Consider the following 25,604-nt stretch of genomic DNA (forward strand, 5'->3'; position numbering starts at 1 on the left):
GGCCATGGCCTCGATGACCATGATCCAGGCCCTGCGCTCCGCCATGGATGTGATGCTGGAGCGCGACGACAACGTGATCGTCTACGGCCAGGACGTGGGCTACTTCGGCGGCGTGTTCCGCTGCACCGAAGGCCTGCAGGCCAAGTACGGCCGCTCGCGCGTGTTCGACGCGCCGATCAACGAGGGCGGCATCGTCGGCTCGGCCATCGGCATGGGGGCCTACGGCTTGCGCCCCGTGGTGGAAGTGCAGTTCGCCGACTACGTTTATCCGGCCTACGACCAGATCGTGTCCGAGGCGGCGCGTCTGCGCTACCGCTCGGCGGGCGATTTCACCGCGCCGATCACCATCCGCATGCCCTGCGGCGGCGGCATCTATGGCGGCCAGACGCACAGCCAGAGCCCGGAGGTGCTGTTCACGCACGTCTGCGGGCTGCGCACGGTAATGCCCTCCAACCCGCGCGACGCCAAGGGCCTGCTGATCTCTTCCATCGAAAACGACGACCCCGTCATCTTTCTCGAGCCCAAGCGGCTGTACAACGGGCCCTTCGACGGCCACCACGACCGGCCGCTGGTGCCCTGGTCGGCCCATCCGCTGGGCGAGGTGCCCGAGGGCTACTACACGGTGCCGCTGGAGTCGGCCGCCGTGTTCCGGCCCGGCGCCGACCTGACGGTGATCAGCTACGGCACCATGGTCTACGTCTCGGAGGCGGCTGCGAAGGAGACCGGCATCGACGCCGAGATCATCGACCTGCGCAGCCTGTGGCCGCTGGACTTGGAGACGCTCGTCGCTTCGGTGAAGAAGACCGGCCGCTGCGTGGTCGTGCACGAGGCCACGCGCACCAGCGGCTTCGGTGCCGAGCTCACGGCACTGGTGCAGGAACATTGCTTCCACTACCTGGAGGCGCCGATCGAACGCGTGGCCGGTTGGGACACCCCCTATCCGCATGCGCAGGAGTGGGCCTACTTTCCGGGCCCGGCGCGCGTCGGCGCGGCCTTCCGGCGCGTCATGGAGAACTGAATGGGCACGCATGCAATCAAGGTGCCGGACCTCGGCGAAGGCATTGCCGAAGTGGAGTTGGTGGCGTGGCGCGTGCAGCCCGGCGACGCGGTGGCCGAAGACCAGGTGCTGGCCGATGTGATGACCGACAAGGCCACCGTCGAGATCCCGTCGCCGGTCGCGGGCCGGGTGCTCGCGCTCGGCGGCGAAGTGGGGCAGCAGATCGCGGTGGGCGCGGAGCTGATCCGGATCGACGTGGAGGCGGGCAGTGGGGCGGAGGCGGTGCCGGCTGCGCCCGCACGTGCGCCGGCGCCTGCATCTGCAGCAGCAATGGCAACACCGGCACCGGCACCGGCACCGGCCGAGCACGCGCTCCCGTCGGCGGCCGGCAAGCCGCTCGCCGCGCCCGCGGTGCGCCATAGGGCCACGGCCCTCGGCATCGATCTTCAGCAGGTGCCGGGCGGCGGCCCGGACGGCCGCATCCTGCACGAGGACCTCGACGCCTGGCTGGTCCGCAAGCAGGGCACGCACGCGCCAAGCCTGCCGCGCTACGCGGAGCGCAACGACGAAGAGGCCGTGCCCGTGACCGGCGTGCGCCGCCGCATCGCGCAGCGCATGCAGGATGCGATGCGCCGCATTCCGCACTTCACCTACGTCGAGGAAGTCGATGTGACCGAGCTGGAGCTGCTGCGCGCGCAGATCAACGAACGCTGGGGCGGCGAGCGGGCGCACCTCACGCTGCTTCCGCTGCTGGTGCGTGCGGTCGTGCTGGCGGTGCCGCGCTTTCCGCAGATCAATGCCCGTTTCGACGACGAGGTGGGCGTGCTCACGCGCCACGGCGCGGTGCACGTCGGCATCGCGACCCAGACCGCTGCCGGCCTCATGGTGCCGGTGCTACGCCACGCGGAAGCACGCGACCTCTGGTCCAGCGCGACCGAGATCGTGCGCCTGGCCGAGGCCGCACGCGCGGGCCGGGCCACGCGCGACGAACTGAGCGGCTCGACCATCACCGTCACCAGCCTCGGCGCGCTGGGCGGCATTGCGTCCACGCCGATCATCAACGCGCCCGAGGTGGCGATCGTCGGCGTCAACCGCATCGTGCAGCGACCGGTGATGCAGGGCAGTGCGGTGGTTGCGCGCCGCATGATGAACCTGTCGTCCTCGTTCGACCACCGCGTGGTCGACGGCCAGCTTGCGGCCGAATTCGTGCAGGCCGTGCGGGCTTCGCTCGAATGCCCGGCCCTGCTTTTTGTCGAATAGCCCGCGTTTGAACTGGCCCGGCTAACGGAATTCGACGGAGTTCGACACCGCTTCAGCTCACGCCACCGGTGGCAAGCGGTCCAGCAGCTTATCGAGCGTGATCGGATAGTTGCGCACCCGAACGCCTGTCGCGTTGTAGACCGCGTTGGCCACCGCAGCCGCCACGCCGCACATGCCGAGCTCTCCCACGCCCTTTGCCTTCATCGGCGAAGAGATCGGGTCCGTCTCGTCCAGGAAGATCACCTCCTGGTGCGGGATGTCGGCGTGCACCGGCACCTCGTAGCCCGCCAGGTCGTGGTTCACGAAGAAGCCATGCCGCTTGTCGAGCGCCAGCTCTTCCATCAACGCGCCTCCCACGCCCATCGTCATGGCGCCGATCACCTGGCTGCGGGCCGACTTGGGGTTCAGGATGCGGCCGGCAGCACACACTGCGAGCATGCGCCGGACGCGTATCTCGCCGGTGTCGGCGTCGACGCCTACCTCCACGAAATGCGCGCCGAAGGTGGACTGCTGGTACTTCTTGTCGAGGTCGCCGTACTCGATGCTGTCCTCGGCCACCAAGCCGTTCGCGCCGGCTGCTTCGGCGAGCGGCACCGCGCGCCCGCCGGCGCGCACCATGCCTTCCGAGAACTCCGCCTCGGCCGCAGCGAACCCCAGCTTGCTCGCCACGGCTTCGCGCAGCTTCATGCACGCGGCAAAGACACCCGAGGTCGAGTTGTTGCCGCCCCACTGGCCGCCGGACCCGGCCGAAACCGGATAGGCCGAATCACCCAGCCGCACGAGGACCCTGTCGAGCGGCACCCCCATCGTTTCGGCGGCGGTCTGCGCGATGATGGTGTACGACCCGGTCCCGATATCGGTCATGTCGGTTTCCACCGTGACCATGCCCCGGTTGTCCAGGCGCACACGCGCGGCCGACTTCATCAGGAGGTTGTTGCGGAATGCCGCGGCAACGCCCATTCCCACGAGCCAGCGTCCGTCGCGCTGCCGTCCCGCGGCTGCGTTGCGCTTGCTCCAGCCGAAGCGCTCGGCCCCTGTGCGCAGGCACTCGATCAGCTTGCGCTGGGAGTAGGGACGCTCCGGCTTCTCCGGGTCGACCTGCGTGTCGTTCAGCACGCGAAACTCGATCGGGTCGAGCCCCAGCTTTTCCGCCATCTCGTCCATGGCGATTTCCAGCGCCATCAGGCCCGGCGCCTCGCCGGGCGCGCGCATGGCGTTGCCCTCGGGCAGGTCCAGCACGGCCAGCCGCGTGGTCGTCAGGCGGTTGGCGCCGGCGTACAGCAGCCGGGTCTGGTTGACCGCCGTCTCGGGCTGTCCGCCCGGCAGGTCGCCGGACCAGCCTTCGTGGGCAATGGCGGTGATCTTGCCGTCCTTCGCGGCGCCGATGCGGATGCGCTGGATGGTCGCCGGCCGGTGCGTGGTGTTGTTCATCATCAAGGGCCGCTGCAAGGCCACCTTCACGGGCCGTTTTGCCGCCCGAGCACCGAGCGCGGCAAGCACCGCATCCGCGCGCACGAACAGCTTGCCGCCGAAGCCGCCGCCGATGAAGGGCGAGACCAAGCGGACATTCGCCTTGGGAATGCCCAGCGTCTTGGCCACATCGCCGACACCCCAGGCGATCATCTGGTTCGATGTCCAGACGGTGAGCTTGTCGCCCTTCCACTGCGCAATGGAAGCGTGCGGTTCCATCATGGCGTGCGACTCGTCGGGCGTGGTGTAGGTCGCATCGAACTGGACGGCGGCCGTGGCGAACGCGCCGGGGAAATCACCCGTTTTCGTTTCCGGCTCGCCCGCAAACGGATTGGGTTTGGGCAACTGGGCCGCACCCATCTCTGCAGCAAGGTCGAAGCGCCCCGGCGCACGCGTGTACTCGACGCGCACCAGCTGCGCCGCAGCACGCGCCTGTTCGAAGGTGTTGGCCACGACGAGCGCGACCGCCTGGTGGTAATGATCGATCTCGGGCCCGCCCAGGAGCTTGGCCGTATTGAAGTCGCCCTTGCCCAGCTTGCCGGCATTGCGCGCGGTGACGATGGCCAGCACGCCCGGTGCCGCGCGGGCGGCACTCAGGTCCATCGAGGCGATGCGGCCTTTTGCGATGCCGGCGCCCACTACGTAGCCGTAGGCGGCGTTGGGCACTTCGGTGTTGCGTTCATAGGCGTAGCGTGCGGAGCCCGTGGTTTTCACGGGGCCATCGATCCGGTCCGTCGGCTTGCCGATGATCTTGAGCTGGTCGATCGGGTTGGTCGTGGCGGGTGTGTCGAATTTCATGATGATCAGCTCCTCGCTTGCACCAGCGCCGCAGCCAGCGCGCGCTCGGCCAATGACACCTTGAATGCGTTCTCATGCGTGGGTTGCGCGCCGGCCAGCAGCTGCGCGGTCACCGCCTTGGCGCCTTGCGGCATCGCGGCCTCGGCGGCCTCCAGGCGCCACGGCTTGTGCGCCACGCCGCCCAGTGCCACGCGACCGGTGCCGTCGCGCTGCACGATGGCCGCAACCGAAACCAGCGCAAAGGCATAGGAGGCACGGTCCCGGACCTTGCGGTAGATCTGCGTGCCGCCGATGGACTTGGGAAGCGTCACGCTGGTAATCAGCTCGTCCCGCTCCAGCGCCGTTTCGATGTGCGGTGTGTCCCCCGGCAGGCGGTGGAAATCCGCAATCGGAATCACGCGCGTGCGGCCGTCGGGGCGCACCGTCTCGACCGCCGCGTCGAGCACGCGCATCGCTACGGCCATGTCGCTCGGGTGCGTTGCGATGCAGGCCTTGCTCGTGCCGACCACCGCATGCTGGCGAGTGATGCCGCCGATGGCGCTGCAGCCGCTGCCGGGCTGGCGCTTGTTGCACGGCTGGTCCGTGTCGTAGAAGTAGGGGCAGCGCGTGCGCTGCAGCAGGTTGCCCGCCGTCGTGGCCTTGTTGCGCAACTGGCCGGAGGCACCGGCCAGCAGCGCGCGGGACAGCACGCCGTAGTCGCGGCGCACGCGCTCGTCGGCGGCCAGGTCGGTGTTGCGCACCATGGCGCCGATGCGCAAGCCGCCCTCGGATGTCGGCTCGATCTTGTCCAGGGCAAGACCGTTCACGTCGACCAGGTGCGTCGGCGCTTCGATCTGCAGCTTCATCAGGTCCAGCAGGTTGGTGCCGCCGGCGATGAACTTGGCCCCCGGGTTGCGGGCCACGGCTGCGGCAGCCTGCGCGGGAGATTGCGCGCGCTCATAGGTAAACGGCTTCATGTTCTGCTCCCCGCCACTTCGGTGATGGCATCGACGATGTTGGAATAGGCGCCGCAGCGGCAGATGTTGCCGCTCATGCGTTCGCGCAGCTCTTCGGCCGAGAGCATCGGGCGCGCGGTGAGGTCGGCGCTCACGTGGCTCGGCACACCGCGCTTCACTTCGTCGATCACGCCGACGGCCGAGCAGATCTGGCCCGGCGTGCAGTAGCCGCACTGGTAGCCGTCATGCTTGACGAATGCCGCCTGCAGCGGGTGCATGTTCTGCGGGGTGCCAAGCCCTTCGATGGTGGTGATCTGCCCGCCCTCGTGCATGACGGCGAGCGTCAGGCAGGAGTTGATGCGCCTTCCGTCGGCAATGACGGTGCAGGCGCCGCACTGGCCGTGGTCGCAGCCCTTCTTGGTGCCGGTCAGGTTCAGGTGTTCTCGCAGTGCGTCGAGCAGGGTCGTTCGCGTATCGAGGTCGAGCGAATGAGACTTGCCGTTGACGGTCAGCGATAGCTTCGCACGGGGGCCTGCCGCCGCCGAGGGGGCAGCCGGCGCCGCCGCGGCAGGAGCGGAAGACGAAACCGCCGCAGCGGTGGCGGCGCCTGCAATGAGGGCGTCGCGGCGCGAGATGAGGGGGGGCGTGGAACTGTCCATGTGGGCTCCTGTTGTTCGAAGTTCGTGGGTTCGTGGGCGATCACCGCTGATATCGCGAGCCATCAGCGATGGCAATAGGAGGCGGGCTCTTTGTTGCCGGATGAGTTCCCTGACAGCAAAAAGTCCTCGGCCCGAAAGGCAAGGCCGGATCGCCATTTTTCTGGCAGCACACGCGGAATCGATAGAGCATTCCGCTTCATTTATTGCCTGATCCTCTGTGCGCGCAAGCGCCGGTGGCACAAAGGCTCAATCGTTCAGAGCAGGGCGGCGTCGAACGAAGTCTTTTGCATGCGTTTGCACGTTGGCGCCGCGGGCGCCGTCCCGCAACTCCTCGATGTCTCGCTTGGGCGGCGCACCGAACAACCGGCTGTATTCGCGGCTGAACTGCGAAGGGCTTTCGTAGCCGACCTTGAAGGCGGCGCTCGCCGCGTCGGAGTGCTCGCTCAGCATCAGCCGCTTCGCCTCGTTCAGTCGCAGCCACTTCTGGTACTGCAGCGGGCTCATGGCGGTGAGCTGGCGAAAGTGGTGGTGGAACGTGGGCGTGCTCATCTGCACGCGCGCTGCGAGCTCATCGACGCGGAGCGGCGAGGCATAGTTCAGCTTGAGCCAATCGATGGCTCTTGCAATCCGGTAGCCCTGTCCATCCACGGAAGCGATCTGCCGCAGCTTGGGCGCCTGGTCGCTCATCAGCAGCCGGTAGTGAATCTCGCGGTGGATCAGGGGCGCAAGAACGGGAATGGCCGCGGGCTCGTCCAGCAGCTCCAGCAGCCGCCCGAACGGCGCCAGCAGCGCGGGTGTTGCCACGCCGATTCCCACGCCCACTCCGGGCGAACGATCTCGATGCGGCGGCAGGCCGCCCTGCGCGACCAGTTCTGCCAGCACCCGCACGTCCAGCTTCAGCATCAGCCCAAGGCAGGGCCGCTCAGGGCTTGCCGCCAGCACTTCGGAATTGGCGGGAACATTCAACGAGGTGACGAGAAAGCGCGACGCGTCATAGGGATAGGCATCGCCGCCCACCCACATCTGCTTTGCGCCTTGAGCGACAAGAACGATGCTCGGCTCGACCATGCACACCACAGGCGGTGCCGGGGCGTCGCGCCGGAAGAAGGCCAGGCCGGCAATGAGCGTCTCGAAGTCGCCCGATCCCGCCGTTCGCGCGCCGATGATGCGGACCATGGCCTCTTGCGGCGGAACGGGCTGGGCGGCCGTGTCGTGGGATCTGGGTGCCATGTTGCTGGAGCCTCCGCGGAACACTCTAACGTTCGGGCAAATCTTCATCCGCAAAAGAGCGGTAGCGCCAGAGGATCAGGCAAGAAATCGAGCGGAATGCGCAAACGATTGGTCGAGAGCCCCTCCAGAACGTGCACTTGCCCCGCTTGCCGCGGCCGGAGCGTACCCCTTGATTCAACTGACGAAAGGAGAACCACGAATGAAAGCCGAACCAGCACGCCGCGAAAGCTTCGATATCGCAGGCTGCAAACTTTCCGCCGTGGCGGGCGGAAACCGGAACCACCCGGCTGTCTTGCTCCTGCATGGGTTCCCGAGCTCGTCGCGTACCTTCAGGAACGTCATCCCGCGGTTGTCTGAAGGGCCGGCCCGGCCATCTGGAGCTGCAACGCGCCTTGGTGAAGGACTATGGAAACTACGTGTCCCGCTTCGACGACATCGCACGATATCTGCGCGACCATCAGCCGCCGGCACTCATGCTGTGGGGAAGGCATGACAGCTACTTCGACTGCGCCGAGATCCTCTCCTGGCTGCAAGACCTGCCGCGCATGGAAGCGCATGTTCTGGATGGCCCGCATATGCTGCTCGAAACCCACGCCGCGTATTGCGCGGAACGGATCGCCGATTTCGTGCGGCGCTACGGCTGAACCGCGCTACGCAGTCTTCCTGTCTGGCTCCGAGGCCAAGTCGTCGTCGTCGTCGATATCGTCCAGCATGTCGCACAGGTCGCCCGAGACGCCGCTTCCTACCTTGCGCACGAACCACCTGTCCGACGCAACGATCTCCTCGTAGTCCGCCGCGCGGAACCAGCGTGACAGCGAGGGGTCGATCAGGTGCATGTTGGCCGCGTCCCACACGCCGGATCCGCTAACGCGCTTCACGCTGTGCCGCAGCGGGGAATGTGCGAGCAGGGTATGAAAGTAGATTTCGTCCGGCGCCTTGGAGAACCGCAGAAAGCGCTTCACGGGCTCTTCGAGCGGATGCGAAACGAGGTACCCCACCGCTTCGGGATTGAGCGCCCACCACTGGGAGCCGAAATGCCATTGGGGAAAAAGCGAAAGCGAACGGCGACCGAGCTTGCCGGCCAGTTGCAAAAGGCCACGCGCCAGCCGCACCAGCGTGAACTTGCGTCCATCGACCGGCAGGTCTTCGTAGAACCAGAAATGCCGAATGCGCTCGTGCAGCTTGCGCGAGCTCGCCAGGGGAATCATCTTGATGAAGTTCATGCCCGCATGCGAGCGCGAGTAGGCACGGAGCTCTTCCAGCGGCCGCACGGGGTAGCAGTTTCCGGAGAGCAGCACGAAATGGCTCACTTGCGACGCCTCGCATCTTGCGAGCGCAGCGCGCATGAGCCTCAAGGTGGCGTCGACCTGCGAGATGGCGCCCCAGCGCACGTCGATGCGGTCGTGCACGTAGCTCACGCGCGAGTCTTCGATGCGGAAAGCCGAAAGATCGGACTTTGCATCGACATGAACAATGCAGCGGCCCACGGACACGAGCCGCTGCAGCAGCCGTTTGACCTGCTGTGGATCCGCATGGACAAGCAATAGAAATACCGGGCTCATATCGCGGTGTGGTCAGTGCTGTCGGGCTTTCGATGATGCAAGAAGAATGCCCCGGACACTAGCTCGGGCCCCGCGACTGGGTACCCTGCAGGCTGCTGCGCAGCGCCAGCTTGCGCACGATGGTCGAAAACGCGCGCGTGGCTGCCGCGTCGCGCGCCACGGGCGACCACAACATGCCGGGCGTGCGCACCGGCGTGGGGCTTTCCAGCCGGATGACCACGAGACCCGACTGCGCCGTCACGACGTTCGCGGCCATGATGGACGCGAGCTGCGTCTTGGCGACCAGGTCCATCATGGGCGCCAGCGTGTTGATCTCCGCCACCACGTGGGGTTGCGCGCCGCAGGAGCGAAAGCATTCGTCGAGCATCTGGCGCGTGGCAAAGCTGGCCGGCAGCAGCACCATGGGCAGGCGATGCAGTTCCACCATGCGCACGCGCTTGCGCCGTGCGAGCGCGTGCTTCTTCGCCACCACCAGCACCATCTCCTCGTTGTAGAGCGGCTCGAACTGAAGCGACCCGGGCGCGCTCGGCCGGTAGGCAATGCCCAGGTCCAGCGTGCCCTGCTGCAGCCGCGCGGCGATCTGGTCGGCCGAGAGCTCCTCGACCACCACCTTCACGCGCGGGTGCTTTCCATGAAAGCTGGCGATGCAGTCAGGAATGAAGCCGAGATTGAAGGTGTGCGTGGAGCCCACGCGCAGCTCGCCCGTCACCTCCGAGCTGTTCTGGCGCAGCGCACCCAGCCCCAGGTCGATTTCGTGCAGCGCCTTGGTGCAGTAGTGCAGAAACTCGTCGCCGGCCTCGGTCAGGCTCACGCGCCTGCCGATGCGGTCGAACAGCGGAACGCCGATCTCCTCTTCGAGCTGCTTGATCTGGTGCGACAAGGTCGACTGCGTCACGTGCAGGCGTTCGGCGGCGCGCGTGAAGTTCAGCGAGCCCGACAGGGCAATGAAGTAGCGCAAGTGCCTGAGTTCCACGGCGTTCTCCGGAGGCGATGATCGATCGCATCGATGCTAACGATGAAAAACAATCATTTTCAGGATTGACCGCCGCCGCCTACAGTTTCTTCCAGCCCCTCGAACAACAACCCACAGGAGACTTCCCGGTGCAAAAAGTCCTCAGCGGCATCAAGGTGCTGGAACAAGGCACGTTCATCACCGGGCCGGCCGCGGGCATGTTTCTGGCCGACCTGGGCGCCGAGGTGGTGAAGATCGAGCAGCCCGGCGCGGGCGATCCGTTCCGGGCCTTTCGCGGCGGCCTCTACAGCCCCCACTTCCAGACCTACAACCGCAACAAGCGCAGCATTACGCTCAACCCAAAGCTGCCCGAGGACGCGGCCGTGTTCGACGAGCTCGTCAAGGACGCGGACGTCTACATCCAGAATTTCCGCCCCGGCGCCGCCGAGCGGCTCGGTGCGGGCGAGTCCAGGCTGCGGGCGCTCAATCCTCGGCTGGTGTATTGCGCCATCAGCGGCTTCGGGCAGACCGGCCCCGCAGCCGGGCGCCCCGCTTACGACACGGTGGCGCAAGCCGCGAGCGCCTTTCTCAAGCTGCTGGTGAACCCGGCCAATCCGCGCGTGGTGGGCCCGGCGCTCGCCGACGCCATGACCGGCTTCTACGCCGCCTACGGCGTGCTCGGCGCGCTGGTCGAACGCGGCCGCACCGGCCGCGGCCGCGCGGTGGAAGTGTCGATGCTGGAAGCCATGTGCCATTTCAACCTCGACGCGTTCACGCACTTCTTTTCGGAGAGCGAGGTCATGGGGCCGTTCAGCCGGCCGAGCGTGTCGCAGTCTTATGTGCTGGAGTGCGCGGACGGCCTGTGGATTGCGCTGCACATGTCCTCGCCCGAGAAGTTCTGGCAGGGCCTGGCCAACGCGATCGAGCGGCCGCAGCTTTTCGCGGACCCGCGCTTTGCCTCGCGCGAGGCGCGCATCGCCCACCAGGAAGACCTGATCACGCTGCTCGGCGAGCTGTTCCGCCAGCAGACCCGCGCCGCGTGGTGCGCCCGGCTCGAGGCCGAGGACGTGCCGCATGCACCCATGTACGACACCCGCGAGGCCATGGAAGACCCGCAGGCGCGGCACCTGCAACTGCAGGTGAGCGCGCCGCACCCCGAAGGCGGTGAATGGCACACCATCCGCTCGCCCGTGAGCTTCGACGGCGAGCGCCCGCTGGAGGTCACGGCGCCGCCCACGCTCGGGGCCGACAACGCGTCCATCGTCGATCCGATCCGCAAGCGCCTGGGGCAGCCGCGCGGCGGCGCAAGCTGAGGCCCTCGGCGCCGACCTGAATGCAGCCTTTCAATCAAAACGAGCCAGGAGACAACAGAACATGACCCCATCGAACGAAAGCGAACTGACGCAAGCCGTGTTGCAGCGCCTGGAGGGCGCCGGCGATGCGCGCTTCGCGCAGATCATGCAGTCGCTCATCACCCATCTGCATGCCTTCATCCGCGAGGTGGACCTGAAGCCCGACGAGTGGATGCAGGGCATCGAGTTCCTGACGGCCGTGGGCCAGACCTGCACCGACAGGCGCCAGGAGTTCATCCTGCTGTCGGACACGTTGGGCGCCTCGATGATGGTGGTGATGCTCGACCAGCTGCGCGCCGCCGCCGGCAAGCGTGGCCGGGCAGGGGTCGGCGCTACCGAAGCCACCGAGGTGAACGAAGCCACGCGCGCGACCGACGCCACGGTGCAGGGCCCGTTCTACTGGGAAGGCGCACCCGATCTCCCGCTCGGCGCCGACGTGGCCCAGGGCGCCAGGGGCGAGCCCACTTTCTACAGCGGCCGCGTGACCGATACCCACGGCCGGCCGCTCGAAGGCGCGCTGCTCGACATCTGGTCGGGCGACGGCGAGGGGGTGTACGACATGCAGATCGAAGGCGCCGAAATGGCCGCGCGCGGTCGCATCCGCACCGACAGCGAAGGCCGCTACTGGTTCTGGTCGATTCGCCCGACCTTCTATCCGATTCCGGTCGACGGCCCCGTGGGTCGCATGCTGGATGCGATGGGCCGCCACCCGAACCGCCCCGGCCATATCCACATGATGGTTTCGGCGCCGGGCCATGTGCCCGTGACCACGCACCTGTTCGTGGCGGGCAGCCCGTACATCGAATCCGATGCTGTGTTCGGCGTGCGGCCGAGCCTGATCGTCGACTTCGAATCGCACTCCGCGGGCCGCGCGCCCGATGGCAAGACGCTGGAAACGCCGTACTGGTCGGCGCACTACGACTTCCGCCTCGAACCCCAACACGCCTGAAAGACGAAGCCCCATGAAGATCGGAAAGTCCACCGTCCCGAGCACCGCCATCTGCACCTCGGACGAACACACCATCGTCGTGCGCGGGCAGGACCTGTGCCAGGAGCTGATCGGGCACCTGTCCTTTGCCGACTACTTCTTCCTGCTGCTCACCGGGCGCCGCCCCGATGCCGCCTGCAGCGCCGTGCTCAACGCCACGCTGGTGGCCATTGCCGAGCACGGCCTCGTGCCCAGCGTGCAGGCCAGCCGCATGACCTTCGCGGCGGCGCCCGATGCGCTGCAGGGCGCGGTGGCGGCCGGCATCCTCGGCTGCGGCTCGGTCATCCTCGGTGCATCCGAAACGGCCGGCCGCCTGTTCATGGACGTGGCGGCGCGCGTCGATGCGGGTGCCGCGCTGCCCGACGCAGCCACGGCAGCCATCACCGAACTGAAGGCCGCGCGTGCGGCCATTCCGGGCTACGGCCATCCGCTTCACAAGGAGCGCGATCCGCGCGTCGACCGCCTGATCGAAGTGGCGACAGAGGCGGGGGCCGACCTGCGCTACGTGCGCATTGCGCAAGCGCTGGAAGAGGTGATTCCGGGCATCGTCGGCAAGGACCTGCGAATGAACGTTTCCGCGGCGATTCCCGCGGTGCTGCTGGGCGTCGGCTTTCCGGTGGCGTCGCTGCGGGGCGTGCCGATCCTCGCACGCACGGCGGGGCTCATTGCCCACCTGGCGGAAGAGGCTGAAACGCCGAGCGGCTTTGCGCTGTCTTACCAGGCGACGCGCGAGCTGCAATACGACGGCACCGTGCCTCCGGGGTTCGGGAAGGCGGCATGAAGCGCCGCGCGATCCTGGCAGCGGCAGGCCTCGCCGCCGCAATGCTTGCGCAGGGGAGCGCATGGGCCCAGGCCGGCAATGCCCGCCCCATCAAGCTGGTGGTGCCCTTCGCTGCCGGCACCTCGACCGACATCGTGGGGCGCGTGCTGGCCGAAGCGTTGGGGCGCCAGCTGTCGCAGGTGGTGATCGTCGACAACCGGCCCGGTGCGGGCGGTGCCATCGGCAGCGAATTGGTGGCCCGCTCGGGGGCAGACGGACAGACCGTGCTGCTGGGCACCGTGGGCACGCATGCCATCAACGCCTCGCTCTACAAGCGGCTTTCCTACCAGCCGCAGCGCGACTTCGTGCCGCTGGGCTTCGTCGGGGCCACCCCCACGCTGCTGGTGGTGCCGGCCGCGGCGCCGTGGAAGAGCGTGGCCGATCTGCGCCAGGCCAGCGGCAAGTCGGTGAGCTTTGCATCGGCCGGCAACGGCACCTCGGGCCACCTTGCGGGCGAACTGCTCAACCTGCGGCTGGCCAAGGATTTCGTGCACGTGCCGTATCGCGACGGCGCGCAGGCGCTCACCGAGGTGATGGCCGGGAACGTGCAGTTCATGTTCTATCACCCGGCCGCCGTGCTGCCGCAGGTGCGCGCCGGCAAGCTGCGCGCGCTCGGCGTATCGAGCGCCAGGCGAAGCATGGCCGCGCCCGAGGTGCCCACGCTGGCCGAGCAGGGCATCGCGGACTTCGACCTGGTGGCCTGGTTCATGTTGTATGCACCGGCCGACATGCCCGCCGCGCAACGCGATCGCCTGCGCGAGGCCACGCAGGCGGTGCTTGCCCAAGCCGAGGTGCGCGACAAGCTGGCGGCACAAGGCATCGAGCCCGTGGCCATGACTGCGGCGGAAATGGCCGCCTTCGGCACGGCCGAGATCGCGAAATGGGGCGAGGCTGTGCGCCGCTCGGGTGCGCAGGTGGATTGAAGAAAAAGACAAGAAGAGAAAAAGAGCGGATGCCCGGCCACACCGGGCGGCAGACGGATCGACCAAAACACGGGCACGGAGTTGCCCAAGGAGACAAAAATGCGTTCGACAACCCTCAAGACGATGCTCGGCCTGGTGCTGGGCCTCGCCGGCAGCCTGGCCCCGGGCCTGGCAGGTGCCCAAACACCGGAATGGCCGAGCAAGCCGATCAAGATCGTGGTGGGGTTCGCCCCCGGCACGCCGCCCGACATCTTCGCGCGCATGTACGGCGACTATGCGAGCCGGAAGCTCGGCGTGCCCGTGCTCATCGACAACAAGCCGGGCACGGCCGGCAACCTTGCCTCGGACACGGTGGCCAAGGCGCCGGCGGATGGCTACACCTTCCTCTACAACCTCTCGACGGCGTTCACGATCAACCCGTACATCTACAGCAAGCTCCCGTTCGATCCGGAGAAGGACCTGGTCCCCGTCGCCACGACGATGCGCCAGGGCCTCGTGCTGATCGCGAACGCCAAGTTCCCGGCCAAGACCATCAAGGAGCTGGTGGCCGCGGCCAAGGAGAAGCCGGGCACCTACTCGCACGCCTCCTACGGCGCGGGAAGCCCGTCGCAGTTGATCGTCGAGTCGCTGAAAGACGAGGTGGGCATCAACATGCTGCATGTGCCCTATCGTGCCAGCCCCATTGCCGATCTCGTCGGCGGGCAGGTCGACACGCTGATGGAGCCCATTGCCACGGGGTACCCGCTGATCAGCAGCGGCCGCGTGCAGGCACTGGCGTATTCGGGCCCCACCCGCCACCCGGCCTTGCCCGATGTGCCCACGCTGTCAGAAGTGATGCCGGGCTTTTCGATGATGTCGTGGCACGGCATCTGGGCGCCCGCGAACACGCCGGCGGCGGTGCTCAACCGCTTCAATGCGGTGTTCGTGGAAGCCAGCAAGGACCCCGACCTGGCCAAGCGCATCAGGGATCTCAACAGCGAGCCGCTGGGTGTCACACGCGGCGAAATGACCGCCATGGTGCGCCGCGATGCGGAAATCTACAGCCGCGTCGTGAAGGCCCGTAACATCCGGGTGGACTGACGCCGCCGCCGCCGCATCGATCTCCCTTCAATCCCCTTTGCGCTCGTCGATGCTGCGTGCGAGAAAGCGCCAGATCCGCTCGTCTTCGCTGAACGCCACGTTGAAGCGCAGCCATCCCGTGGGGCGCGGGTTGACGAGAAACAGCTGTCCCGGGCCGAGCATGATGCCCTCCGCGGCGGCCAGCCGGGACAACTCGGCGGTGTCGGTAATGTCCGGGTGGCGTGCCCACAGATACAAGCCTGCGGCGGGCTCGTGGAACAGCTCGAAGCCCTGTGCTTCCAGTTGCCTTGCCACGCCGGCATGCGCCTGCGCCAGCCGGTCGCGCAGCGACTTCAAATGCTTGCGCCAGCGCCCGTCGGTCACGGCGCCGAAGGCCAGCCGTTCCGTGATGTCTGAAGACGTAAGCCCCGAAACCATCTTCAGCTGGGCCAGCCTTTCCATCAGCCCGGGCTCCGCCACCACATAGCCGACCCGGATGTTCGGGGAAATCGTCTTGGAGAAGCTGCTGACGTAAATGACCTGGCGCAACTGGCTGAGGCTGGCCAGCGAGGGCCGGGAAGACGCGTCCATGTCGGCGTAGATGTCGTTCTCGACCAGCACGAACTGGTGCTCCTGTGCGAGCTGCAGCAGCCGCACGAGCTGCGGCAGCGAGGCCAGCGAGCAGGTCGGGCTCTGGAGCCGGGCCTGCGTAAAGAACGCCTTGGGCCGGTGCACCGCCAGCAGCGCCTCCAAAGCGGGCAGGTCATAGCCGGTGGGCGTGCGCGGCACACCGATGAGGTGCACGCCGAGAAAACGCAGCATGAACATCAGGTTGGGGTAGCCCGGGTCGTCCACCAGCACCTCGTCGCCCGGCTTCAGCAGCTGGCGGGCCACCAGGTCCAGCGCCTGGCTGGAACCCTGGGTGAGCAGCACCTGGTTCGCCTCCACCACGATCTGCCGCTCGGAAAGCGATTCGGCAACGACCATGCGCAGCGCCATGTGCCCGAACGGCAGGCCGTAGCCGCCGATGTCGGTGCCGCCGGCCGCGAGGGTGCGCAGGCTGCGGCGCATGCCGTCCTCGAACAGCCAGTCGTGCGGCAGCCATCCGCAACCCGGCTTGAGCGGCAGGTGGCGGTTCTCGAAGATTTGCTGCAGGTACCACCGCGCATCGAAGCGCGGGTCGTCCTGCTGCGTCGCGGGCCCGCCCGGGGCGGTGTCCTCGCTTCGCCGCTTGACGAAGAAACCCGCATTGGCGCGCGACACCAGGAGGCCCTGCGCCACCAGCCGGTCGTAGGCCTCCACCACGGTGAAAACGCTGACGCCGTGCGCCGCGGCAAAGGCCCGGATCGAAGGCAGCTTGCTGTCGGCCTTCAGCTTCTGGGTGCCGATCAGCCCGCGAAGCCCTTCCACGATCTGGCTCACGAGCGATGTCGGCTGTTCGGGGTGAAGAATGAGCATTCGAGGGAGGTCCCGGTAGACCGATCTGCACCATATTGAGGAAAGTATGTACAGGATACAAGACCAGTACAGTCCGCCGATTCATGACTCGCGGTGTACATGGTCAGGGCCGGACGTGAAACCTAAAGTGCCAGCATCTTCTTTCAGGTACAGGTCGTATCCATGCAGCGCGAACCCCATCTCAGCAATGCCGCCCTCATGGCCCGCCGCGGCGCGGCCGTCGCCCGCGGGGTCGGCCAGGCCCATGAAATCTTCGTCAGCCGGGCCGCCAACGCCGAGGTCTGGGACGTCGAGGGGCGCCGCTACATCGACTTTGCCGGCGGCATCGCGGTGCTCAATACCGGCCACTGCCATCCGGAGATCAGTGCGGCCGTCAAGGCGCAGGTCGATTTGTATTCGCACACCTGCTTCCAGGTGCTGGCCTACGAACCCTATGTGGAGCTGGCCGAGCGCCTGAACGCACTGGCGCCGGGCGAATTCGCGAAGAAATCGATTTTCCTGAGCACCGGCGCCGAAGCGGTCGAGAACGCCGTGAAGATCGCCCGCGCCTACACCCGGCGGCCGGGCGTCATCGCCTTCAACGGCGGCTATCACGGCCGCACGATGATGACGCTCGGCCTCACCGGCAAGGTGGCGCCCTACAAGGTCGGTTTCGGCCCGTTTCCGGGCGAGGTGTTCCATGCGCTGTACCCGAACGCGCTGCACGGCGTGAGCGTGGACGATGCCCTGCACTCGGTCGAGCTGCTGTTCAAGAACGATATCGAGCCCGAGCGCGTGGCGGCGTTCATCCTGGAGCCGGTGCAGGGGGAGGGCGGTTTCTACGTCGCGCCCAACGACTTCGTCGAGGGCCTGCGCGCGCTGGCGGACCGCCACGGCATCCTGATCATTGCCGACGAAGTGCAGACCGGCGCCGGCCGCACCGGCACCTGGTTTGCGAGCGAGCAGTGGCCCGTGGCGCCCGACCTGATCACCACCGCCAAGTCGATGGCGGGCGGCTTCCCGATCTCCGGCGTGGTGGGCCGCGCCGAGGTGATGGACGCCCCCGCGCCCGGCGGCCTGGGCGGCACCTATGCCGGCAGCCCCATCGGCTGCGCCGCGGCGCTGGCGGTGCTCAAGGTGTTCGACGACGAGCAGCTGCTGGCGCGCAGCAGGGCGCTGGGCGAACGGCTCACGGCCGGCCTGCGACGCATCGCGGCCGACGTGCCGGCCATCGGCGACGTGCGGGGGCTCGGTGCCATGGTGGCCATCGAGCTGTTCGAAGAGGGCGACACCGCGCGGCCCGATGCCGCGCTGACCCGCCAAGTGGTCGCGGAAGCGGCGCGGCGCGGGTTAATCCTGCTGTCATGCGGCAGCTACGGCAATGTAATTCGCGTGCTGGTGCCGTTGACGGCATCCGACTTGCTTGTGGACGAAGGGCTGACGCTTCTCGCGGACAGCTTCGCCGCACTGCGCTGATCGGTCCCTTTTTCTCTTGAACTCCTCCATGACAGAAGAACCCCTGGTGCGTTTCCAGCGCGTCCAGAAAACCTACGACGGCGAGCACCTGGTGGTGCGCCAGCTCGACCTGGACATTCACCGCGGCGAGTTCCTGAGCCTGCTCGGGCCTTCGGGGTCGGGCAAGACCACCACGCTGATGATGCTGGCGGGCTTCGAGTCGCCGACCTCCGGGGAAATCTTGCTCAACGGCAAGCAGATCACCGGCACGCCGCCGCACAAGCGGCACTTCGGCATGGTGTTCCAGAACTACGCGCTGTTCCCGCACCTGAGCGTGGGCCAGAACGTGGCCTATCCGCTCACCGTGCGCAAGGTGTCCAAGGACGAGCAGCAGCGCCGCGTGCAGCGTGCACTCGACATGGTGCAGCTGCGCGGCATGACCGACCGGCTTCCGGGCCAGCTCTCGGGCGGCCAGCAGCAGCGCGTGGCGCTGGCGCGTGCGCTGGTGTTCGAACCGCAGCTGGTGCTGATGGACGAGCCGCTGGGCGCCCTCGACAAGCAGTTGCGCGAGCACATGCAGATCGAGCTCAAGGACCTGCATCGCCAACTGGGCGTGACCTTCGTCTACGTGACGCACGACCAGAGCGAGGCGCTCACGATGAGCGACCGCGTCGCGGTGTTCAACGAAGGCGTGATCCAGCAGCTGGACACGGTCGACCGGCTGTATGAGAAGCCGTCGAATCGTTTCGTGGCCGGTTTCGTCGGCGACAACACGGTGCTCAAGGGGCAACTGAGCCGGGCCGGCGAACACGCCGAAATGACGCTGCCCGATGGCCGCGTGCTGAACGGCCTCAACGTCAACGCCGCCGCCGCGGGTGCGGCCGTGGAGGCGTGCATCCGACCCGAGCGCGTGGTGCTGCACCGCCGGCCCGATGCGAACGGCGCCAACATGCTGTCGGCCGAGGTGGCGCGCGTCATCTACTTCGGCGACCACCTGCGGCTGCTCTGCAGCGTGGGCGGCGGCCAGGCCGAAGCCACCGTGAAGCTGCCGCTCACGGGCCTGGACGGCGCAGCCGCGCCGCAGGCCGGCGAGTCGGTGGCGCTCGAATTTCCGATTGCGCATGCGCGCATGTATGCGTCGTGACGCGCGCTCTGGCATGCGCTCTGAATCCCGTCCCGTTTCTCGTTCCCGTTCCCGCTTCCGTTCATCACCCAGGACTACCTCCACCATGAAAAAGACACTCCTCGCCTGCACCGTCGTTGCCAGCTTCGCGCTGCCGGCGCTTGCCCAGCAGCAGCTCACCGTCGTCAACTTCGGTGGCGCCAACGCCAACGCGCAGAAGAAGGCGTACTACGAGCCCTACGAGAAGACCGGCACCAAGATCATTCCGGTCGAATACAACGGCGAGCAAGCCAAGATCAAGGCCATGGTCGAAACCAAGAAGGTCACCTGGGATGTGGTCGAAGTCGAATCGCCCGACGCGGCGCGCGGCTGCGATGAAGGCCTGTTCGAGAAGCTCGACTATTCGAAGATCGGCAACAAGGCCGACTTCCTGCCGGCCGCAGTGACCGATTGCGGCGTGGGCCTGTTCGTGTGGTCGACCGTGATGGCCTACAACGGCGAAAAGCTCAAGACCGCGCCCACCAGCTGGGCCGATTTCTGGGACGTGAAGAAGATCCCGGGCAAGCGCGGCATGCGCAAGGGCGCGCGCTACAACCTGGAGTTCGCGCTCATGGCCGACGGCGTGAAGCCGGCCGACGTCTACAAGGTGCTGGCCACCAAGGACGGTGCCGAGCGCGCGTTCAAGAAGCTCACCGAACTCAAGCCGAACATCCAGTGGTGGGAAGCCGGCGCCCAGCCGCCGCAGTTCCTGGTGGCCGGCGACGTGGTGCTCACCACCGTGTACAACGGCCGCATCGACGCAGCCAACCGCGAAGGCCGCGACCTCAAGATCTACTGGCCGGGCGGCATCTACGACCTGGACTACCTGGTGATTCCGAAGGGCGCGCCGAACAAGGAAGCCTCGCTGAAGTACATCCAGTTTGTGATGCAGCCGGCCAACCAGGCGGTCTACGCGCAGAACATCGCCTACGGCCCCGCCAACACCAAGGCACTGGCTTCGCTCAGCCCCAAGGTGCTGGCCGACCTGCCGACCTCGGCGACCAACGCCAAGGATGCGCTGCAGTTCAACGTCGCCTTCTGGGCCGACCAGGGCGAGGCGCTCGAGAAGCGCTTCGCTTCCTGGGCCACCCAGTAATCGACGGGCAAGCACCAGAAAGAGGCCATGCACGCGGCAACGACTGTTCCCCTGGTTTCAGCAGAAGCGCCGCCCGGCGAACTGCGGCGTGCGCTGGCGCGCGCCGACGCCCGCCGCAAGTGGCGCGCCTTCGCGCTCACGGTGCCGCTGCTGGTGTTCCTGCTGCTGACGCTGCTGGTGCCCATCGTGGCGCTGCTGCAGCGCGCGGTCGAGAACCCCGAGGTGGCCGATGCGCTGCCGCGCACCGTGCGCGCACTCGACGACTGGAACCGCAAGGAGGCACCCGCGCCCGCGGCCTATGCCGCGATCGCGGCCGACCTGGCGAAGCTGCCCGACAGCTCCGACGCGGGCGCCCTGGCGCGCCGCCTCAACACCGAGATCGCGGGCGCCCGTTCGCTCGTGATGGGCACCTTCCGCGCGCTGCCGATTGCCGGCACGCCGGAAGAGGTCAAGGCGCGAATGCTGGAGCTCGATCCGCGCTGGGGCGAGCCGCCGTTCTGGCAAGCCATTGCCAAGAACGGCTCGCGCTGGACGCCTGACTACTTGCTCGCCTCGGTCGACCTGCGGCGCGACGTGGCCGGCGAGGTCGAACGCATGCCCGCCGACCAGCGCGCCTTTGCAGGCATCCTGCTGCGCACCTTCCAGATCAGCGCTGTGGTCACCTTCTTCTGCCTGCTGCTGGCCTATCCGCTGGCGTGGTGGTTGTCGACCCTGCCGGCGCGCAAGGCCAACGTGCTGATGATCCTGGTGCTGGTGCCGTTCTGGACTTCCATCCTGGTGCGCGTGGCGGCATGGATCGTGTTGCTGCAATCCGAAGGGCTGGTCAACCGCGGCCTCATGGGCATCGGGCTGATCGACCATCCGCTGGCGCTGCTGTTCAACCGCACCGGCGTGATCATCGCCATGGTGCACATCCTGCTGCCGTTCATGATCCTGCCGCTCTACAGCGTCATGAAGAGCGTGCCGCCCACCTACCTGCGCGCGGCCGTCTCGCTGGGCAGCTCGCCGCTGGCCGCGTTCTTTCGGGTGTATGTGCCGCAGACCTATCCCGGCATCGGCGCGGGCGCGCTGCTGGTCTTCATCCTGGCCATCGGTTATTACGTGACGCCCGCATTGCTCGGCGGCGCGGACGACCAGATGCTGAGCTACTACATCGCGCGCTACACCAATGTGGAAATCAACTGGGGCATGGCCTGCGCGCTGGGCGCCGTGCTGCTCGTCGCCACGCTGGTGCTGTACGCCGTGTACCGCCGCATCGGCAAGGCCGAGCTGAGCCTCGGCTGAGCGGCACGAAAGACACACAAGCATGATGCTGAAGCTTCCCCAATTCCCGGCCTATGCCACCTTCGCCGACAAGCTCGGCTGGTGGCTGGTGCGCGCCGGCTGCGTCGCGGTGCTGGCCTTTCTGCTGGCGCCCATCCTGGTGGTGATTCCGCTGTCTTTTTCCGACAGCTCCTTTCTGGCCTACCCGATCCGGGGCTGGTCGTTGCAGTGGTACCGCCACCTGTTCGAATCGCCCGAGTGGGCACGCGCGGCGCGCAACAGCTTCATCGTGGCGCCGGCCGCCACGGTACTGGCGACCGTGCTGGGCACGCTGGCGGCGGTGGGGCTTTCGCGCACGAACTTCGCCTTCAAGGGCCTGCTCATGAGCGTGCTGATCTCGCCGATGGTGGTGCCAATCGTGGTGGTGGGCGTCGCCACGTATCTCTACTTCGCGCCCATCGGCCTGGCCGACACCTACATCGGGCTGATCATGGTGCATGCGGCGCTGGGCGCGCCTTTCGTGCTGACCACCGTGCTCGCCACGCTGGCCGGTTTCAACCACAACCTGGTGCGCGCATCGCTGAGCCTGGGCGAGACCCCGTTCAGGACTTTCATGCGCATCACGCTGCCGGTGATTGCACCGGGCGTGATCTCGGGCGCGCTGTTCGCCTTTGCCACGTCGTTCGACGAAGTGGTGGTCACGCTGTTTCTCGCGGGGCCGGACCAGGTCACGCTGCCGCGGCAGATGTTCACCGGCATTCGCGAGAACATCTCGCCCACCATTGCCGCGGTGGCGACACTGCTCATCATCTTCACCACCACGTTGCTGCTGGCGCTCGAGTGGCTGCGCGGCCGGCGGCGTTGAACGCGCACACCATGCCCATCACCACCCCGAACCAGCCGCTCGGCGGCAACACGATGCCGCGCTTCGCCGGCCCTGGCACGATGATGCGGCTGCCCGCTGCAACGTCCGCGCAAGGGCTGGACGCGGCGTTCATCGGCGTGCCGCTGGACATCGGCACTTCCAACCGCCCGGGCGCACGCTTCGGGCCGCGCCAGATCCGTGCCGAATCGGCACTGCTGCGGCCCTACAACATGGCGACGGGCGCGGCGCCGTTCGACAAGCTGAATGTGGCCGACCTGGGCGATGTGCCCATCAACACCTATTCGCTCGAAAAGTCGGTCGACATCATCTCGGCCTTCTACGACACGGTACTGGCCGCCGGTTGCGCGCCGCTCACGCTCGGCGGCGACCACACCATTGCGCTGCCCATCCTGCGCGCGCTGGCGCGCAAGCACGGCCCGGTCGCGCTGGTGCATGTGGATGCGCATGCGGACGTGAACGACGACATGTTCGGAGAGCGCATCGCCCACGGCACGCCGTTCCGCCGCGCCGTCGAAGATGGCCTGCTGGCCTGCGACAAGGTCTGGCAGATCGGCCTGCGCGGCACCGGCTATGCGGCGGACGATTTCGACTGGCCGCGCGCACAGGGCTTTACCGTGGTGCAGGCGCACGAGGTCTGGTACCAGTCGCTGGCCCCGCTGATGGCGCAGGTGCGCGAGCGCATCGGGCCGACGCATCCGGTCTACATCAGCTTCGACATCGACGGCATCGACCCTTCGTTCGCTGGCGGCACCGGCACGCCAGAGATCGGCGGCCTTACCGTGCCGCAGGCATTGGAGATCGTGCGTGGGTGCCGGGGCTTGAATGTGGTTGGGGCCGATCTGGTGGAGGTGAGTCCGCCTTATGACGTCAGTGGGAATACCGCGCTGCTCGGTGCCAATCTTCTCTACGAAATGTTGTGCGTGCTGCCTGGGGTGCCTTTTCGCTGAGTTGTTCGGGGCGCTGCTGTTCAGGGCGCGTGCAAAGGCCACCGGGTTACTCCCCTCCGCGAATGTCCCCCGCCTTCGGCTCCTCCTTTATTTCGCTGCGGGGAGCACCCGATGCCCTGTGCACACTGAGCGCTGCGCTTGTTCCGTTCGATCAACGACCGCCCTGGATAACGCGCCCGTCGGCGGGAGCGCACCTTGAACAGCAGCGCCCGTTCAAGACCCTCAACAGATCACAAACGAACCAGAACCATGAACATCAAAACCTCCCCCCTCGCACTGTTGAACGACCCGACCCTGCTCAAGACCGACGCGCTGATCGCCGGCGAATGGACAAAGGGCAAGAGTCGCTTCGACGTGAACGACCCGGCCACTGGTCAGAAGCTGGTCAACGTCGCCAACCTTACGCGCGCCGACGCCGTCCTCGCCATCGCTGCTGCGAACATGGCGCTCGCAGCCTGGCGCCGCAAGACCGGCAAGGAGCGCAGCATCGTGCTGCGCAAGTGGTTCGACCTGCTGATCGCCAACACCGAAGACCTGGGCCGCCTCATGACCGCCGAGCAGGGCAAGCCCTTTGCTGAAGCCAAGGGCGAGGTGGCCTACGGCGCGAGCTTCATCGAATGGTTTGCCGAGGAAGCCAAGCGCGTGAACGGCGAAGTGCTGCCGCAGTTCGACAACAACCGCCGCTTGCTGGTGATGAAGCAGGCCATCGGCGTGTGCGCCGCCATCACGCCGTGGAACTTTCCGCTGGCCATGATCACCCGCAAGGTGGCACCGGCATTGGCCGCGGGCTGTACGGTCGTCATCAAGCCGGCCGAGCTCACGCCGCTCACTGCACTGGCCGCGGCCGAGCTGGCCGTGCGCGCGGGCATTCCGGCCGGCGTGCTCAACGTGCTCACGGCCGACAGCCAGAACAGCATCGCCATCGGCAAGGAACTGTGCGAGAGCGATGTCGTGCGCCACCTGAGCTTCACGGGCTCCACCGAAGTCGGCCGCATCCTCATGAGCCAGTGCGCGCCGACGGTCAAGAAGCTGTCGCTCGAGCTGGGCGGCAACGCGCCTTTCCTGGTGTTCGACGATGCCGATGTCGATTCGGCGGTCGAAGGCGCCATGGCCAGCAAATACCGAAACGCCGGCCAGACCTGCGTGTGCGCGAACCGGCTCTATGTGCAAGACGGCATCTACGACAGCTTCGTCGAGAAGTTCGCGGCCAAGGTCAAGGCGCTCAAGGTCGGCAACGGCTTCGAAGAGGGCGTGGTGCAAGGGCCGCTTATCGAAGATGCGGCCGTCGAAAAAGTGCAGCGCCATGTCGACGATGCCGTTGCCAAGGGCGGCAAGCTGCTCGCCGGTGGCCACAAGATCCAGGGCCAGTTCTTCGAACCCACGGTGATCGCCGAAGCCACCTCCGACATGCTGTGCGCAAAGGAAGAAACCTTCGGCCCCTTCGCGCCCGTGTTCCGCTTCAAGACCGAACAGGACGCCATCGATGCGGCCAACAACACCGAGTTCGGCCTGGCCAGCTACTTCTACACCCGGGATGTGGGCCGCATCTTCCGCGTGGCGGAGGCGCTGGAGTACGGCATGGTCGGCATCAACGCCGGCGTGATCGCCACCGAGCACGTGCCCTTCGGCGGCGTGAAGCAATCGGGCCTGGGGCGCGAGGGCTCGCACCACGGCATGGACGACTATGTCGAGATCAAGTATCTCTGCCTGGGCGACATCCAGAAGTAGAAGCGGCAGGGCTCCTTGGGCGACGGGTCGGCGTTTTGCGCCGACCCGTCTCGCCAGTCAAGCCGGCGCCGCATCGTTGCCATGCGGCCGCGCCAGGTTTTCGGCAAGTTCCCACAGCGACCCCATCTGCCCTGAATGAAAGAGCAAGGGCGGTGCGTCTGTTCGCGAGAAACGGTCCACGCGTCCGAGGATGATGGTGTGGTCACCCTCCTGGTGGCGGGAGTAGGTCGAGCATTCGAAGGTCGCGACGCTCTCGACAAGCCTCGCACACCCATTCGGCGCGACCTCGAATGCCTCGGCAAAGCGCTCGAACTTGTCCACTGCGGGCTTCGCGAAATGCCAGGCCAGGTCGCGCTGCCCGGCGGTCAGCACGCTGAGGTTGAACGGCCGGGCCGCAAGGAACGCATCGGCGCTGCGGGTGTCGTCGCGGATGCTCCACAGAATCAATGGGGGATCCAGCGACACCGAAGCGAACGAGTTGATCGTCATGCCCTCGCGCTTGCCGTCCGACGTGGTGGTGGTCACGAGGCACACCCCCGTGGGGAAGGCGCCGAGCGCCTGACGCAACTGGCGGGCATCGACCGTCTCGGCCGCATCGCCCGTAATGAGAGCCCAGGAGTACATG

At 67.0% G+C, this 25,604-nt stretch carries 24 protein-coding genes; 15 read left to right on the forward strand and 9 right to left on the reverse strand.

Features of this window, described 5'->3' with window-relative positions:
- Positions 1-4 precede the first annotated feature (4 nt).
- Together ABIC94_RS23875 and ABIC94_RS23880 are read left to right on the forward strand one after the other, a co-directional pair.
- The gene (locus ABIC94_RS23875; RefSeq protein WP_354375469.1) at positions 5-1,018 is read left to right on the forward strand and encodes an alpha-ketoacid dehydrogenase subunit beta; all 1,014 of its coding nucleotides are present in this window, start codon (positions 5-7) and stop codon (positions 1,016-1,018) included.
- The gene (locus ABIC94_RS23880; protein WP_354375470.1) at positions 1,019-2,257 is read left to right on the forward strand and encodes a dihydrolipoamide acetyltransferase family protein; all 1,239 of its coding nucleotides are present in this window, start codon (positions 1,019-1,021) and stop codon (positions 2,255-2,257) included.
- Between the two features lie 57 nt (positions 2,258-2,314).
- Here ABIC94_RS23880 and paoC read toward each other — a convergent pair whose 3' ends face one another.
- The 5 genes from paoC to ABIC94_RS23905 form a co-directional block, all read right to left on the reverse strand.
- Positions 2,315-4,525 (reverse strand): aldehyde oxidoreductase molybdenum-binding subunit PaoC, encoded by a 2,211-nt coding sequence (gene paoC / locus ABIC94_RS23885; RefSeq protein ID WP_354375471.1) that lies wholly within the window; start codon positions 4,523-4,525, stop codon positions 2,315-2,317.
- 5 nt (positions 4,526-4,530) lie between these two features.
- On the reverse strand, positions 4,531-5,481 hold the full coding sequence (locus tag ABIC94_RS23890; RefSeq protein WP_354375472.1) for an FAD binding domain-containing protein: 951 nt from the start codon (positions 5,479-5,481) through the stop codon (positions 4,531-4,533).
- Entirely contained in the window at positions 5,478-6,119 is a 642-nt protein-coding gene (gene paoA / locus ABIC94_RS23895; RefSeq protein ID WP_354375473.1) for an aldehyde dehydrogenase iron-sulfur subunit PaoA, read from the reverse strand. The genes ABIC94_RS23890 and paoA overlap by 4 nt, the downstream gene beginning before the upstream one ends.
- Positions 6,120-6,365: 246 nt before the next feature.
- Positions 6,366-7,349 carry an AraC family transcriptional regulator gene (locus ABIC94_RS23900; RefSeq protein ID WP_354375474.1) on the reverse strand — a complete coding sequence of 328 codons (984 nt, stop codon included), beginning with the start codon at positions 7,347-7,349 and terminating at the stop codon, positions 6,366-6,368.
- A 25-nt stretch (positions 7,350-7,374) separates the two neighbouring features.
- Entirely contained in the window at positions 7,375-7,653 is a 279-nt protein-coding gene (locus tag ABIC94_RS23905) for a hypothetical protein (protein ID WP_354375475.1), read from the reverse strand.
- A 112-nt stretch (positions 7,654-7,765) separates the two neighbouring features.
- Between ABIC94_RS23905 and ABIC94_RS23910 the strand changes: the two genes are divergently transcribed.
- Positions 7,766-7,993: an alpha/beta fold hydrolase gene (locus tag ABIC94_RS23910; protein ID WP_354375476.1), complete on the forward strand. Its 228-nt coding sequence runs from the start codon at positions 7,766-7,768 to the stop codon at positions 7,991-7,993.
- A 6-nt stretch (positions 7,994-7,999) separates the two neighbouring features.
- On the opposite strand, the gene ABIC94_RS23915 is transcribed toward ABIC94_RS23910, so the two are convergent.
- Both ABIC94_RS23915 and cynR read right to left on the reverse strand, forming a co-directional pair.
- The gene (locus ABIC94_RS23915; protein WP_354375477.1) at positions 8,000-8,911 is read right to left on the reverse strand and encodes a beta-1,6-N-acetylglucosaminyltransferase; all 912 of its coding nucleotides are present in this window, start codon (positions 8,909-8,911) and stop codon (positions 8,000-8,002) included.
- Between the two features lie 58 nt (positions 8,912-8,969).
- Entirely contained in the window at positions 8,970-9,884 is a 915-nt protein-coding gene (gene cynR / locus ABIC94_RS23920; RefSeq protein WP_354375478.1) for a transcriptional regulator CynR, read from the reverse strand.
- A gap of 128 nt (positions 9,885-10,012) precedes the next feature.
- Between cynR and ABIC94_RS23925 the strand changes: the two genes are divergently transcribed.
- From ABIC94_RS23925 to ABIC94_RS23945, 5 genes are all read left to right on the forward strand, one after another.
- Positions 10,013-11,176: a CaiB/BaiF CoA transferase family protein gene (locus ABIC94_RS23925; RefSeq protein ID WP_354375479.1), complete on the forward strand. Its 1,164-nt coding sequence runs from the start codon at positions 10,013-10,015 to the stop codon at positions 11,174-11,176.
- A gap of 61 nt (positions 11,177-11,237) precedes the next feature.
- On the forward strand, positions 11,238-12,164 hold the full coding sequence (locus ABIC94_RS23930; protein WP_354375480.1) for a dioxygenase: 927 nt from the start codon (positions 11,238-11,240) through the stop codon (positions 12,162-12,164).
- Between the two features lie 13 nt (positions 12,165-12,177).
- On the forward strand, positions 12,178-12,984 hold the full coding sequence (locus tag ABIC94_RS23935; protein WP_354375481.1) for a citryl-CoA lyase: 807 nt from the start codon (positions 12,178-12,180) through the stop codon (positions 12,982-12,984).
- Positions 12,981-13,946, forward strand: a complete 966-nt coding sequence (locus tag ABIC94_RS23940) for a Bug family tripartite tricarboxylate transporter substrate binding protein (protein ID WP_354375482.1) — start codon at positions 12,981-12,983, stop codon at positions 13,944-13,946. The genes ABIC94_RS23935 and ABIC94_RS23940 overlap by 4 nt, the downstream gene beginning before the upstream one ends.
- 99 nt (positions 13,947-14,045) lie before the next feature.
- Complete coding sequence (locus ABIC94_RS23945) at positions 14,046-15,026, forward strand: Bug family tripartite tricarboxylate transporter substrate binding protein (protein ID WP_354375483.1); 981 nt, start codon at positions 14,046-14,048, stop codon at positions 15,024-15,026.
- Positions 15,027-15,053: 27 nt separating this feature from the next.
- On the opposite strand, the gene ABIC94_RS23950 is transcribed toward ABIC94_RS23945, so the two are convergent.
- Complete coding sequence (locus ABIC94_RS23950; RefSeq protein ID WP_354375484.1) at positions 15,054-16,463, reverse strand: PLP-dependent aminotransferase family protein; 1,410 nt, start codon at positions 16,461-16,463, stop codon at positions 15,054-15,056.
- Positions 16,464-16,625: 162 nt separating this feature from the next.
- On the opposite strand from ABIC94_RS23950, the gene gabT reads away from it, so the two are divergent.
- The 7 genes from gabT (at position 16,626) to ABIC94_RS23985 (ending at position 24,979) form a co-directional block, all read left to right on the forward strand.
- Positions 16,626-17,918, forward strand: a complete 1,293-nt coding sequence (gene gabT / locus ABIC94_RS23955) for a 4-aminobutyrate--2-oxoglutarate transaminase (RefSeq protein ID WP_354375485.1) — start codon at positions 16,626-16,628, stop codon at positions 17,916-17,918.
- A 28-nt stretch (positions 17,919-17,946) separates the two neighbouring features.
- Positions 17,947-19,041, forward strand: a complete 1,095-nt coding sequence (locus ABIC94_RS23960) for an ABC transporter ATP-binding protein (RefSeq protein WP_354375486.1) — start codon at positions 17,947-17,949, stop codon at positions 19,039-19,041.
- Positions 19,042-19,126: 85 nt separating this feature from the next.
- Positions 19,127-20,155 (forward strand): ABC transporter substrate-binding protein, encoded by a 1,029-nt coding sequence (locus ABIC94_RS23965; RefSeq protein WP_354375487.1) that lies wholly within the window; start codon positions 19,127-19,129, stop codon positions 20,153-20,155.
- 27 nt (positions 20,156-20,182) lie between these two features.
- The gene (locus tag ABIC94_RS23970; protein ID WP_354375488.1) at positions 20,183-21,439 is read left to right on the forward strand and encodes an ABC transporter permease; all 1,257 of its coding nucleotides are present in this window, start codon (positions 20,183-20,185) and stop codon (positions 21,437-21,439) included.
- A gap of 25 nt (positions 21,440-21,464) precedes the next feature.
- On the forward strand, positions 21,465-22,283 hold the full coding sequence (locus ABIC94_RS23975) for an ABC transporter permease (protein ID WP_354375559.1): 819 nt from the start codon (positions 21,465-21,467) through the stop codon (positions 22,281-22,283).
- A gap of 11 nt (positions 22,284-22,294) precedes the next feature.
- Positions 22,295-23,251: an agmatinase gene (gene speB, locus ABIC94_RS23980; protein ID WP_354375489.1), complete on the forward strand. Its 957-nt coding sequence runs from the start codon at positions 22,295-22,297 to the stop codon at positions 23,249-23,251.
- Positions 23,252-23,500: 249 nt separating this feature from the next.
- Positions 23,501-24,979 (forward strand): NAD-dependent succinate-semialdehyde dehydrogenase, encoded by a 1,479-nt coding sequence (locus ABIC94_RS23985; protein ID WP_354375490.1) that lies wholly within the window; start codon positions 23,501-23,503, stop codon positions 24,977-24,979.
- A gap of 57 nt (positions 24,980-25,036) precedes the next feature.
- Here the strand turns inward: ABIC94_RS23985 and ABIC94_RS23990 are convergent, their stop codons facing one another.
- Positions 25,037-25,603, reverse strand: coding sequence for a flavin reductase family protein (locus tag ABIC94_RS23990; RefSeq protein ID WP_354375491.1), 567 nt, complete (start codon positions 25,601-25,603; stop codon positions 25,037-25,039).
- Position 25,604: the final 1 nt, after the last annotated feature.

The sequence above is a fragment of the Variovorax paradoxus genome (assembly GCF_040544635.1).
GTDB classification, from domain to species: Bacteria; Pseudomonadota; Gammaproteobacteria; order Burkholderiales; family Burkholderiaceae_C; genus Variovorax; species Variovorax paradoxus_R.